Source organism: Janibacter sp. CX7, assembly GCF_024362365.1.
Classification (GTDB): Bacteria; Actinomycetota; Actinomycetes; order Actinomycetales; family Dermatophilaceae; genus Janibacter.
The window spans coordinates 2,990,708-3,003,216 of record NZ_CP101464.1; the positions used below are offsets into that span (position 1 = coordinate 2,990,708).

A 12,509-nucleotide genomic window follows, 5' to 3' on the forward strand; every position below is an offset into this window, starting at 1 on the left:
GGGCATGACGGATCGCGACTTCCGCAACCTCTACCGCCACGGCTTCGCGCGGGTGGCGGCGTGCACGCTGCCGGTGACCATGGCGGACCCGCGGGCCAATGCCGCGGCGATCCTCGAGCGGGCCCGGCACGTGGGCGACCAGGGGGCGGCGGTCGCGCTCTTCCCCGAGCTGAGCCTCACCGGCTATGCCATCGACGACCTGCTCCTGCAGGACGTGCTGCTCCGCGAGGTCGAGGCAGCCCTCGTCGACCTCACCCGGGCCACCGCCGACCTGCTGCCGCTCGTCGTCGTGGGTGCCCCCCTTCGCCACCGCAACAGGCTCTACAACTGCGCGGTCCTCATCCACCGCGGCGAGATCATCGGCATCGCGCCCAAGGCCTACCTGCCCAACTACCGCGAGTTCTACGAGAAGCGGCACTTCGCCGCCGGCGCCGGCATCGTCGACGAGTGGTTCCGGCCGACCTTCGCCCAGGGCGAGGACGCCGCGGTGCTCGACGGCGTCCCCTTCGGCACCGACCTGCTCGTCCACGTCGACGACGTGCCGGGCCTCGTGGTCCACGTCGAGGTCTGCGAGGACATGTGGGTGCCCGTCCCGCCGAGCGCCCACGCCGCCCTCGCCGGCGCGACCGTCCTGCTCAACCTCTCCGCCTCCCCCATCACCGTCGCCCGGGCAGAGGACCGGCACCTGCTCGCCCGCTCCGCCTCGGCCCGGTGCAATGCCGCCTACGTCTACGCCGCCGCGAGCGAAGGGGAGTCCACCACCGACCTGTCGTGGGACGGCCAGACAATGGTCTACGAAGGGGGCGACCTCCTCGGCGAGTCCGAGCGCTTCCCCTCCGGTCCCCGCGAGACCCTCGTCGACGTCGACGTCGACCGGCTGCGCCAGGAGCGGCTGCGGCAGGGCAGCTTCGACGACAACGGCGTGGCCCTGGGCATCGCCCGCGCCGACGGCGGCCCGACCACCGCCTACCGCGACCTGCACGTCGAGCTCGAGGCGCCCACCGGTGACCTCGGGCTGCTCCGCCCGCTCGACCGCTTCCCCTTCGTCCCCGACGACGAGGCCCGCCTCGCCCAGGACTGCTACGAGGCCTACAACATCCAGGTCTCCGCGGTGGAGCAGCGGCTGCGCGCCATCGGTGGCGCCGACTGGCAGCCCAAGATCGTCATCGGCGTGAGCGGCGGGCTCGACTCGACCCACGCGCTGCTCGTCGCGGCCAAGGCGATGGACCGGCTCGAGCGGCCGCGCACCGACATCATCGGCATCACGATGCCCGGCTTCGCCACGAGCGACCACACGAAGACCAATGCCGTCGCGCTCATGCAGTCGCTCGGCATCACGTGGGAGGAGCTCGACATCCGGCCCACCGCGACACAGATGCTGCGCGACATGGGCCACCCCTACGGGCTCGACCCCGAGGCCGACCACCCCGACGAGGTCTACGACGTGACCTTCGAGAACGTCCAGGCCGGGCTGCGCACCGACTACCTCTTCCGCATCGCCAACCAGCGCGGCGGCATCGTCCTGGGCACCGGCGACCTGTCCGAGCTGGCCCTCGGCTGGTGCACCTACGGCGTCGGCGACCAGATGAGCCACTACGGGGTCAACGCCGGCGTGCCCAAGACGCTCATGCAGCACCTCGTGCACTGGGTCGCCGACACCGGCCAGCTGCCGGAGGTCTCCGAGACGCTGCGCTCGGTCCTCGCGACCGAGATCTCCCCCGAGCTCGTCCCGAGCAAGGACGCCGACCGGCCGCAGTCGACGCAGGACAAGATCGGGCCCTACGCGCTGCAGGACTTCACGCTCTTCCACGTGCTCCGGCGCGGGGACCGGCCGAGCAAGATCGCCTTCCTCGCGGAGCAGACGTGGTCGGACGCGACGAAGGGAGAGTGGCCCAGCTCCGTCGCCGAGGAGGACCGCGGCGCCTACGACCTCGCCGAGATCAGGAAGTGGCTCGTCGTCTTCGTGCAGCGCTTCTTCGACAACCAGTTCAAGCGGTCGGCGCTGCCCAACGGGCCCAAGGTGCTGCCGGGCGGCGCGGTCTCACCGCGAGGCGACTGGCGGATGCCCAGCGACGCCGCCGCCACCCGCTGGCTCGCGGACATCGAGGACAACGTCCCGGGGTGAGGCTTCGAGGCTCGCTGGCGCTCGCACCTCAGCCGGCGGGGATGAGGGGCCCCACCTCAGCCGGCGGGGTGAAGGCCAGCGGGTGAGGGCTACTTGATGCCGACCGACGCGCTGTCGGTGGCGGTGTCACCCTTGCCGTAGGTGTAGGAGCCCAGGCCCATCTTCGACATGACGACACCGACGACGATGGTCAGCACGGCGAGCACGGCCGCGACGACACCGAGCATCGGGCTGAGGACGACGACCGCCCACGTGCCCACGGCGCCAGCGATGATCCCGAGCGTCATGACGGTCCACCACGCGGGGTTCTGGGACTCCCCGAGGTCCTCGACGGCGTGCGGGCCGGTCGGGGGGTGCGAGAGACGCTGGTGCTTGTGCTTGCTCATGGCGCACATCATCCCATGCGGGCCGCGCCGATCGGCAAGGGCCGATCCCTCGCCATGCCGTCCGGCGAGGTCTACCGTGAGTCGGGTCACTACACCTGACGAAAGGACCCGGCACCGTGGCCGTGACCGACACCCTCGTGGACCATCCCCCGACGACCGGGATGGGGTGGGCGGACCACGACTTCCCGCACCCGCCGGGTCGTCGTCGGGTGCTGGGTGACGCCTTCCGCAAAGGAATGGACCCGACCCAGCCGGTGCAGAACATGCTGCGGCTCGGGGCCGATCTCGGGCCGATGTTCGAGATGCTCGCGCTGGGCCGCAAGTTCGTCTTCGCCCGCGGTGTCGACCTCGTCGGCGAGCTGTGCGACGACCACCGCTTCACCAAGGCGCTCGCCCCGGGCGTCGAGGACCTGCGGATGTTCGTCGGCGACGGCCTCTTCACCGCTCACAGCCACGAGCCCAACTGGCGGCTGGCCCACGACCTGCTCATGCCGGCCTTCAGCAAGTCGGCGATGCGCGGCTACCACGACGTCATGGTCGAGGCCACGGACGAGCTGATCGGGGTGTGGGACACGGCAGCAGGCGAAGGGAGGACCGTCGACGTCTCCCCGTGGCTGACCAAGCTCACCCTCGAGACCATCGGCCGGGCCGCCTTCAGCCACACCTTCCGCAGCTTCGAGACCGAGGAGGTCGACCCCTTCGTCACGACCTTCGTCGCGGACATGTCGCACGCGGCCTCCCGGTCCAACCTGGCGGGCCTGCCCTTCGCCCGTCGGTGGGTGCGTCGCCGGGACGCCCGCGCGCTGGAGCGTCACGCCCACATCGACCGGCTCCTGCGCGGGATCGTCGCCGAGCGGGAGGCGAGTGGCGACCGCCGCGAGGACCTGCTGGGCCGGATGATGCACGTGCCCGTCGACGACTCGGGCGACCTGCTCGAGGCGACGAACGTGCGCCACCAGATCCTCACCCTGCTCGTCGCCGGCCACGAGACGACCTCCGGCGCGCTCTCCTTCGCCCTCTACCACCTGGCCCGCGAGCCCGAGGTGCTCGCGCGGGTGCGGGCCGAGCTCGACGAGGTCCTCGGCACCGACCCCATGGCGACCCCGACCTTCGAGCAGGTGCCCAAGCTGCGCTACCTGCGCCGGGTCGTCGACGAGACCCTGCGCCTGTGGCCGACGGCACCGGGCTTCGCCCGCTCGCCGCGGCAGACGACGACGATCGGCGCCGACGGCTCGGCCGGCGTGCCCGGCGGTCTGCGGATGACGCCGCAGGACAAGGTGCTCGTCTTCATCCCGCTCCTGCACCGCGACCCCGACGTGTGGCCGGACCCGGAGCGCTTCGACCCCGACAGGTTCCTGCCGGAGCACATCCGGGCCCGGCCGGCCCACGCCTACAAGCCCTTCGGCACCGGCGAGCGCGCCTGCATCGGCCGCCAGTTCGCGCTGCACGAGTCCGTCATCGTCCTGGCCAAGCTGCTGCACCGCTTCGACCTGACGCCCGAGCCCGGCTACGACCTGAAGATCACCGAGCGGCTGACGCTCATGCCGGTGGGGTTCCGGGTGGGCCTGACCCGGCGCTGACCATCAGCCGAGGGTGCCGTCGATCTCGTTGGGCACCACCGGGAGGGCGCCGCTGCTGATGACCTCGCCGGAGTGCAGGTCGACGAGGTGCAGCTCCTTGCTCGCCGGGTCGGTGACATAGGCGGTGCCGTCCTGGACGTGCACCGTCGGCCGGGGCTGCTGCCAGTCGGTCGGCTCGGTCCACTCGTCGACGACGTCGACGGAGCGGCTCACCTCTCCCTTCGCCATGTCGATGAGGTGGAGCCTGCCGTCGGTGCCGAGAACGACGCCCTCGCCGTCGGGTCCGCGCTCGAGCGAGCGGAAGGAGTAGCTGGCCGGCAGGTCGACGAGCCGGAGGCTCCCGTCGCGGGTGTCCGTGATGCTCACCCGCGTCGGCCGCTCGAGCTCGGCCTCTGGGTCGGTCTTGTAGTCACCCAGGACGAAGGGGGACTCCTCGCTGCCCGCCTGGTTGCCGATGCGCCCGTAGTCGTCCGGGGCGTCGATCTTCGTGATGTCGTCGTCCTTGACGAGCAGCAGCCCGTCCTCGCAGCCGAAGACGAGGGCGCCACCCTGCGCGGCCGCCTCGCCGTGGACTCCGGGGCACTCGTCGGACGAGGCGACCCTCGCTCCCTTCGCGTCGCGGATGACGATGCCGGAGCGCTCCTCCGCCGTGCCGACCGTCGTGACGATCGACCCGTCCTCGCGCTCGACGGCCACGCCGTGGTGCGGCGTGCGCTCGGCCCGTGTCGTCACCTCGGGCTTCGCGGTGGCGCCGTCCCGCAGGGCGTCGGAGTCGAAGGAGCGGATGGAGCCGTCCCCGTCGCCGTAGAGCACGGTGCGCCCGTCGTGGACGACGACGTGACCGGGGTGCTCGGCGGGGAAGGTCATGTCGGTGAGCGTCGGCCGGGTCGAGTGGTGGTGGTCGTGGTCGCCGTGCGGCAGGGACCAGCCCCCGAGGTCGAGGACGCGGAAGCCCTCGCCCTCGGTGACCATGAGGTGGCGCCCGTCCCCGACGGGGTTGAGCCGGGTGAATCCGGAGAGCGGGAACTCTCCGAGCAGCTCGAGCGAAACCGCGTCGAGGACGATGACGCCCTCGTCGTGGGTGATCGCCAGGCGCGCCGCCCGGCTGCCCTCCTCGACGGTCTTGCCCGAGGGCTCACCGACCGAGGTGGAGACGTCGGCGGCGCGCGGGATCGCCGAGGCGGAGGGGGCGGCCGAGCTCGTGGCGGAGTCCGTCGTCGTCCCGGTGCCGCACGCGGTGAGGCCGAGGGCGAGCAGGGTCGCGACGGAGAGGATCTGGGTGTGGCGTCGTGTCGTTCGCATAAGTGAGAACGATTATCGTTTTAGATACGAAGGTCAAGTCGAGGAGATTCCTTGACAGGCATATGCTTTGAGAGGAATATTCATCGCATGGCCACGCGCGACGTCTTCACCCTCCTCGCCGACCCGACCCGACGGCGGATCCTCGAGGAGCTGTGTGCGGGCGAGCGCACCGTGGGCCAGCTCGTCACCGCGCTCGGCACGCCCCAACCCAGCGTGTCGAAGCACCTCAAGCAGCTCGGCGAGGCCGACCTCGTCCGCGCTCGCGTCGACGGGCCTCGACGGCACTACGCCGTGCAGGCCGACCAGCTGCTGGTCCTCGACCTGTGGCTTGCGCCCTTCCGCAGGGCCTGGGCCGATCGGCTCGACGACCTCGAGCGCCACCTCGACACCATGGACGACCACCAGGAGCAGTCATGACCCAGTCCACCAGCACCCCGCTCGGCACCGTGACCCGCGACGGCGCCGCCGTCGTCCTCACCTACGACCGCCACCTCGCGCACGCCCCGCAGAAGGTGTGGCGCGCGCTCACCGAGTCAGAGCACCTGCACGACTGGTTCCCTGCCGACATCGTCGGCGAGCGGGCGAAGGGAGCCCAGGTCACCCTGCCCTTCTGGCCGGAGGCGGACGAGCAGCCGGAGGACACCCCCACCCTGACCGGCGAGATCCTCGAGTGGGACCCGCCGCGGACCTTCGCCTTCATGTGGGACAGCGAGAAGATCCACTTCGAGCTCACGCCCAGCAACGAGGGCACCCGGCTCGTGACGCGGGTCCACGTCGTCGACCCGGCCGAGCGCGGCTGGCCCAGCAATGCCGCGGGGTACCACATGTGCCTCGACGCGCTCGCTGCCTCGCTCGACGGGCAGCGGATCGCGATCTTCGAGCAGGTCGGCATCCCCGAGCTCGAGGCCACCTACACCGCGCGCGGCTGAGCCTCAGCCCAGGTCGCGCCGCACCACCTTGCCGTTGGCCGTGCGGGGCAGCGCGTCGGCGAAGCGCACCTCGCGCGGTCGCTTGTAGGCAGCCAACCGCTCGGCCGCTCGCTCGACCACCTTGTCCCGCAAGGCATCTCGGTCGGTGACGTCCGGCGTCGGCACGACCCAGGCGCACACGATGCTCACCCCGTCGCCGACGTCGAGGGCGGCGACGGCCACCTCGGCGACGCCCGGCACCCCGGCGAGCGCCTCCTCGACCTCGACCGGGGAGACCCGGTAGCCCATCGCATTCATGACGTCGTCAGCACGGCCGTGATAGGTCAGGTAGCCGTCGGCGTCGACCTCCGCGAGATCGCCAGTGACGAACCACTCGCCCCGCATGACCTCGGCCGTCTCGTCGGGCCGCTGCCAGTAGCCGAGCATGAGGCCGGGGTCCTCTCGGTGGACCGCCAGACGGCCGACCTCGCCGACCGAGAGCTCTACGGGCGAGGACTGCGGGTCCTCGAGCACCTCGGGGTCGAGGACCCCGATGCGCCGGCCCGGCTGCGCCCGCCCCGGGCTGCCGGGTCGCACCGGCATGCCGGGCCCCGTCGAGACGAAGGTCGAGATCTCGCTCATGCCGAGCGACTCGTGCAGCGGCACCCCGGTCGCTGCGCCCCACTCCTCGAGCAGTGCCGTGGGCAGCGCCTCCCCGGCGACGAGCGCGGCCCGCAGGGAGCCCAGGTCCCACTCCCCCGGGTCGCCGTGGCGCAGCAGGTGACGGTAGACCCCGGGGACCGCCGCGAGATGGGTCGCCTGGTGCGCGTGGACGATCCGCGGCCAGACGAGCCCGTCGCGCGGGCCGTCGTAGACGATGGCGGTCGCGGCGTTGGCCCACGGGTCGGTGAGCCCGACCCCGAGCGTGTAGGTCCAGTTGAGCGCCCCGGCGTGGAGCATGACGTCGCCCTCGCCGAGGCCGTACCAGCCGCGGTACATCGGGCGGCGGCCCCAGGCGCTGCGATGGGCGTGGACGACCCCCTTCGGCCGTCCGGTCGTGCCGGAGGTGTAGGTGATGAAGGCGGGGCGGTTGGGGTCACCGAGGTCGTGCTCGGCCCGCTCGCCGCCGGCCACCCACCGGTCGACATCGTCGGAGGTGACGACCGAGATGCCTTGCGGCACAGCGAGATCGAGGTCGGGATCGAGGGCCACGGCCCGGGCGCCGCTGTCTGCGAGCAGCCCGGCGGCCTCGTCGGCGGTCAGCTGCGCGCTCGTCGGCACGGCGACGAGCCCGGCCGCGATGGCCCCGAAGAAGACGAAGGGGAACTCCGCCCGGTTGCCCATGCGCAGCAGCACCCGGTCGCCCGGGTCCAACCCCAGCCCGAGGAACCCGGCGGCCACCGCACGCACCACGTCGTCGACCTGCGCAAAGGTCCAGCGCGAGTCCTCGTCGTCACCGTGGACGACGACGAGCGCGTCGCGCCCCGGTGCACGGGCGGCCGGGTCGGCGACGCAGTAGGCCGACATGCCGAAGGGGGACGGCACCGCCTCTCCCGGCACGGGCCGGACCGGCCAGCGCTGGCCGCTCACATCTCCTCGTGGCGGTCCGGGTCGGCGTCGAAGAGGCGCCCGTCGGGACGGCCGAGCGCGGTGATCGCCTCGGTCTCGGCCTCGGAGAGGTCGAAGCCGAGGACCTCGAGGTTGGTCCGCTGGCGCTCCGGGTCGCCGGACTTCGGCAGCGGGAGCGACCCGAGGTGCAGGTGCCAGCGCAGGACGACCTGGGCGGGCGTGACGTCGTGGGCCCGGGCGGCGGCCACCACGGGAGCCGCCTCGAAGATCTCGCCCCGGCCGATCGGGCTCCACGCCTGCGTCGTGATGCCCCGCTCGGCGTCGGCGGCCCGCTGCTCCGTTTGCGGGAAGGCGGGGTGCATCTCGACCTGGTTGCTCGCCGGAGTCACGCCGGTCGCCTCGATGATCTCGTCGAGGTGGGCGGGCGTGAAGTTGCTGACGCCGATCGAGCGGACCAGCCCCGCCTCGCGCGCCTCGACGAGCCCCTGCCAGGCCTGCACGTAGTGCCCCTGCGAGGGGTTGGGCCAGTGGATGAGCACGCTGTCGAGGTACTCGAGGTCCATGACCTGCAGCGAGGTCTCGATGCTCTTGCGGGCGCTCTCGTGGTCGCGACCGGGGACCTTGGTCTGGACGAAGACATCGCCGCGGTCGACGCCACTCGCCCGGATCGCCTCGGTCACCTCGCGCTCGTTGCGGTAGTTGACCGCCGTGTCGATGAGTCGATAGCCCACCTCGAGCGCCGACGCGATGGCGCGCACGCCGTCGTCCCCGCGCAGGGGGTAGGTACCGAATCCGAGGACCGGCACCGACGTGCCGTCCCCGAGGACGCGAGTGGGGATCTCAGCCATGCCCTCCACGCTAGCCCCGCGGTCCACCGGGACGAAGGGGGGTTCCGCACCCGCTCACGGCGGGTCTTCGACGCCAGCCAGCGGACGACGGGGACGGTATGGCCCGACTCATGAAGAAGTCCGGTCGCCAACTCTGCAAGACCCTAAGGTCTTGCAGAGTTGGCGACCGGACTTCTTCTGAGGGCCACGCCGTCCCCGTCGGGAGCCGACCAGGATGGAGGTCGGGGAACGTCTCCCTGGGCTCACCTACTCGCCGAGGACCGCGAGCAGCTCCCCCTTCGCCTGGGTGTACTCGGCCTCGAGCTGGTCGACGAGCTCGGCCACGGGGACGACGGAGTCGATGCCGGCGACGGACTGGCCGGCGCTCCAGACCTCCTTCCACGCCTTGGGCGCGGTCGTCGAGGTCGTGCTCGGCGGCTCCTCGGCGTGCGGGTTGGTGACGTGGCCGAGGTCGACGCGCTCGGGCACCGGCAGGTGGTCGGGGTCGAGGCCGGCGGCGACGATGCTCTCGCGCAGGAAGTTCGCCGGGATGGTGCTGATCGACGGGGTGTAGACGATCTGCTCGGCACTGTGCCCGACGAGCATGTCGCGGTACTCCTGCGACACGAGCGACTCGCTCGTCGCGAGGAATCGCGTGCCCATGTAGGCCAGGTCGGCACCGGCGGCCTGGGCGGCGAGCACGTCGCGGCCGGTCGACAGGGCACCGCTGAGGATGAGCGGCCCGTCCCAGACCGCGCGCACCTCGCTGATCAGGGCGAAGGGGTTGAGCCCGCCGGCATGCCCACCGGCACCGGCGGCGACGAGGATGATCCCGTCGACCCCCGCGGCAGCAGCCTTGGCCGCGTGCTTGGCATTGGTGACGTCGTGGAAGACGAGCCCGCCGTAGGAGTGGACCGCGTCGACGACCTCCTTGGCCGCGCCGAGGCTGGTGATGACGAGCGGCACCTCGTGGGCGACGATCCGCTCCAGGTCGGCCTCGATGCGCTTGTTGCTGCTGTGCACGATGAAGTTGACGCCGTAGGGAGCCGGCTGCCGATCGCCGGGCTCGGCGAGCGCGTCCTCGATCTGGGTCAGCCAGCCGTCGAAGTCCTCGGTCGTGCGCAGGTTGAGCGCGGGGAAGGTCCCGAGGACCCCCGCGCGGCAGGCACCGACGACGAGGTCGACACCCGACCCGAGGAACATCGGCGCGGAGATGATCGGCAGGCGCAGTCGGCCCTGGAGCTGCTGGGGCATCGTCATGGCCCCATGGTGGCAGTCGCTACTGGCGCTTCGCCGCGAGGGCCATCCCTCGACCCATGAGCGACCAGTAGCGCGCGGGCAGCAGCCGGGCGACGGCGTCGAGCGCGCGGGCGTCGTTGCCGATGAGCAACCGGGGGCGCCGGGCGACGGCGGCCTCGATGATCTCCTCGGCGGCCCGGTCGGCCGGGTAGCGCAGCACCTTGTCGAAGGCCGCCCGTCCGCGCTCGGCCTCGTCGGGGTCGGTCCCCGCGGCGATCCGGGCGTTCTTGGCGATGCCGGTGCGGATGCCGCCCGGGTGCACGCTCGTGACCCCCACCGGCTGGTCCTCCGCCTCGAGCTCGCTGCGCAGCGACTCGCTGAACCCGCGCAGCCCGAACTTGCTCGTCGAGTAGGCCGACTGCCCGGGCGGGCCGATGAGCCCGAAGAGGCTCGAGGTGTTGACCACCTGCCCCTGACCGTTGGCGAGCATGAGCGGCAGCAGCGCCCGGGTGAGCCGGATCGGCACGAGCAGGTTGATCTCGAGCAGCCAGTCGAAGTCCTGTGCCGAGACGTCGACGAACCGGCCACCGACCGCGACGCCGGCGTTGTTGAAGAGCATCGTCACGCCGGCGTGCTCGTCGCGGATGCGGGCGATCACCTCGTCGGCAGCGGCCCGGTCCGACAGGTCGACGACGAAGGGGGTGACCCTCGCCCCGGGCGTCTCCCGGCCGATCTCCGCGACGACCCGCTCGAGGCCGGCGGCATCGCGGTCGAGGACGACGAGGTCGGCCCCGCGACGCGCCAGCCCCTTGGCGATGTGCTCACCCATGCCTCCCGCGGCTCCCGTGACGACGGCCGTGCCGCCGGCGACGACGAGCTCTGGCCGGCTCACCGGACGATCTCCGCCGGCACCTCGGTGGCCGCATCCGTGGTCGGGCCCGTCGGCGAGCCCTCTGCAGTCGCGCCCTGACCGGCGCCGGCAGGCACCTCGACGACGTCGCCGACGGACCCGTCGACATTGCTCGAGCTGCCCGGCAGCGGCAGCTGCGCCGGGGCCGCGGCTCCCTGGGGCAGGGACACTCCCTTCGCCCCGAGCGGAGCGAAGAACATGTCCTCGGTGACGTCGGCGCGGCCGAAGGCGATCTTGTCCTTGACGTAGCTCTGCGGCATCGTCCACGGGGCGCGGTCGCCGACCTTGGGGAAGGCCGAGACGATGCGCTGCACGTAGCCCGAGGTGAGGTCGAGGATCGGCCCGGCGGTCATGCCGTCGGGCGCGACCGGCACGGCGACGCCGAGGCCGTGGTCACGCAGGTGCACGAGCAGGCGGGCGACGTAGCGGCTGACGAGGTCGGCCCGCAGCGTCCACGACGCGTTGACGTAGCCGACGGTCATCGTGAGGTTGGGGACCCCGGCGAGCATCAGGCCGCGGTAGGCATAGGCCCGCTCCTGGGCGACCGGCTCGCCGTCGACCGACAGGCTCGCGCCGCCGAGCAGCTGCAGCCGCAGGCCCGTCGCCGTGACGACGATGTCGGCCTCGACGACGCGACCGTCGGTGAGACGGACCCCCTCGGGGACGAAGCGCTCGATGTGGCCGGTGACGACCTCGGCGCGACCGCGGCGGATCGCCGCGTAGAGGTCCCCGTCGGGGACGGCGCACAGGCGCTGGTCCCACACGTCGTAGGGCGGGGTGAAGTGCTCGTCGACGACCTCCTTGGGCAGGAAGGCACGCGCCTGGCCGAGGACGATCGCATTGGCCGCCCGCGGGCGCTTGCGCGAGAGCTCGTAGAGGAAGGTCTGCAGTCCGAGGTTCTTGATCCGGGTCAGGGTCTGGACCCGCTGCGGGCTGAGCCGCTTGCGCAGCACTTGGACGAAGGGGTCGACCCCCGGCTGCGAGAAGACATAGCTCGGCGTGCGCTGCAACATCGTCACGTGCGCCGCGGTCTGCGCCATCGCCGGCACAACGGTGACGGCGGTCGCGCCGGAGCCGATGACGACGACCCGCTGCCCGGCGTGGTCGAGGTCCTCCGGCCAGAACTGCGGGTGCACGACGGTGCCGCGGAAGTCCTCGACACCGACGAAGCCCGGGTCGTGCGCCTGCTCGTAGTCGTAGTAGCCGCTGCCGAGGTGCACCCAGGCCGCGCGCACCTCGCGCCGCCCGGCGGCGGTGTCGACCTGCACCGTCCACTCCTGGGCCTCGCTCGACCAGTCGAGCGAGACGACGCGGCAGCCGGTGTGGGTCCGCTCGTCGAGGCCGCCCTCGCGGGCGGTCTCGCGGACGTAGTCGCGGATGTCGCCGCCGTCGGCGATCGCCTTGCGCCCCTGCCACGGGCGGAAGGGGAAGGACAGGGTGAACATGTCGGAGTCCGACCGCACTCCCGGGTAGCGGAAGAGGTCCCACGTGCCGCCGGTGCGCTCGCGCGCCTCGACGATCACGAGGTCGACGCCGGGGTCGGCCTCCAGGATGCGGTGGGCGGCGCCGATCCCGGAGATGCCGGCGCCGACGACGAGGACGTCGACGTGCTCCGGCAGGTCCCGGACGGCGGTGTCCTCGGGCGCGGTGGTCATGCGGTGCC

The 12,509-nt window shown here is 72.1% G+C and carries 11 protein-coding genes; 4 read left to right on the forward strand and 7 right to left on the reverse strand.

Going from position 1 to position 12,509, the window contains the following annotated elements; all coding sequences use genetic code 11:
• Nucleotides 1-4: 4 nt before the first annotated feature.
• On the forward strand, nucleotides 5-2,125 hold the full coding sequence (locus NMQ01_RS14730) for an NAD(+) synthase (protein WP_255184654.1): 2,121 nt from the start codon (nucleotides 5-7) through the stop codon (nucleotides 2,123-2,125).
• Between the two features lie 89 nt (nucleotides 2,126-2,214).
• On the opposite strand, the gene NMQ01_RS14735 is transcribed toward NMQ01_RS14730, so the two are convergent.
• The gene (locus NMQ01_RS14735; protein WP_255184655.1) at nucleotides 2,215-2,511 is read right to left on the reverse strand and encodes a hypothetical protein; all 297 of its coding nucleotides are present in this window, start codon (nucleotides 2,509-2,511) and stop codon (nucleotides 2,215-2,217) included.
• Between the two features lie 116 nt (nucleotides 2,512-2,627).
• Here NMQ01_RS14735 and NMQ01_RS14740 point away from each other — a divergent pair, with 116 nt between their 5' ends.
• The gene (locus NMQ01_RS14740; protein ID WP_255184656.1) at nucleotides 2,628-4,091 is read left to right on the forward strand and encodes a cytochrome P450; all 1,464 of its coding nucleotides are present in this window, start codon (nucleotides 2,628-2,630) and stop codon (nucleotides 4,089-4,091) included.
• 3 nt (nucleotides 4,092-4,094) lie between these two features.
• Here NMQ01_RS14740 and aztD read toward each other — a convergent pair whose 3' ends face one another.
• A complete protein-coding gene (aztD, locus tag NMQ01_RS14745; protein WP_255184657.1) occupies nucleotides 4,095-5,393 on the reverse strand; it encodes a zinc metallochaperone AztD in 1,299 nt (432 codons plus the stop codon).
• An 87-nt stretch (nucleotides 5,394-5,480) separates the two neighbouring features.
• On the opposite strand from aztD, the gene NMQ01_RS14750 reads away from it, so the two are divergent.
• Both NMQ01_RS14750 and NMQ01_RS14755 read left to right on the forward strand, forming a co-directional pair.
• Nucleotides 5,481-5,810, forward strand: a complete 330-nt coding sequence (locus NMQ01_RS14750) for a helix-turn-helix transcriptional regulator (RefSeq protein WP_255184658.1) — start codon at nucleotides 5,481-5,483, stop codon at nucleotides 5,808-5,810.
• Nucleotides 5,807-6,322: an SRPBCC family protein gene (locus tag NMQ01_RS14755; RefSeq protein ID WP_255184659.1), complete on the forward strand. Its 516-nt coding sequence runs from the start codon at nucleotides 5,807-5,809 to the stop codon at nucleotides 6,320-6,322. Before NMQ01_RS14750 ends, NMQ01_RS14755 begins: the two co-directional genes overlap by 4 nt.
• A gap of 3 nt (nucleotides 6,323-6,325) precedes the next feature.
• Here the strand turns inward: NMQ01_RS14755 and NMQ01_RS14760 are convergent, their stop codons facing one another.
• The 5 genes from NMQ01_RS14760 to NMQ01_RS14780 all read right to left on the reverse strand — a co-directional run bounded on the left by NMQ01_RS14760 (nucleotide 6,326) and on the right by NMQ01_RS14780 (nucleotide 12,501).
• Nucleotides 6,326-7,891, reverse strand: a complete 1,566-nt coding sequence (locus NMQ01_RS14760; protein WP_255184660.1) for an acyl-CoA synthetase — start codon at nucleotides 7,889-7,891, stop codon at nucleotides 6,326-6,328.
• Nucleotides 7,888-8,718 (reverse strand): aldo/keto reductase, encoded by an 831-nt coding sequence (locus tag NMQ01_RS14765; protein WP_255184661.1) that lies wholly within the window; start codon nucleotides 8,716-8,718, stop codon nucleotides 7,888-7,890. Before NMQ01_RS14765 ends, NMQ01_RS14760 begins: the two co-directional genes overlap by 4 nt.
• A 246-nt stretch (nucleotides 8,719-8,964) precedes the next feature.
• Complete coding sequence (locus NMQ01_RS14770) at nucleotides 8,965-9,957, reverse strand: NAD(P)H-dependent flavin oxidoreductase (protein WP_369694817.1); 993 nt, start codon at nucleotides 9,955-9,957, stop codon at nucleotides 8,965-8,967.
• Nucleotides 9,958-9,976: 19 nt separating this feature from the next.
• Nucleotides 9,977-10,828, reverse strand: a complete 852-nt coding sequence (locus NMQ01_RS14775; protein ID WP_255184662.1) for an SDR family oxidoreductase — start codon at nucleotides 10,826-10,828, stop codon at nucleotides 9,977-9,979.
• Complete coding sequence (locus NMQ01_RS14780; protein ID WP_255184663.1) at nucleotides 10,825-12,501, reverse strand: NAD(P)/FAD-dependent oxidoreductase; 1,677 nt, start codon at nucleotides 12,499-12,501, stop codon at nucleotides 10,825-10,827. Before NMQ01_RS14780 ends, NMQ01_RS14775 begins: the two co-directional genes overlap by 4 nt.
• Nucleotides 12,502-12,509: the final 8 nt, after the last annotated feature.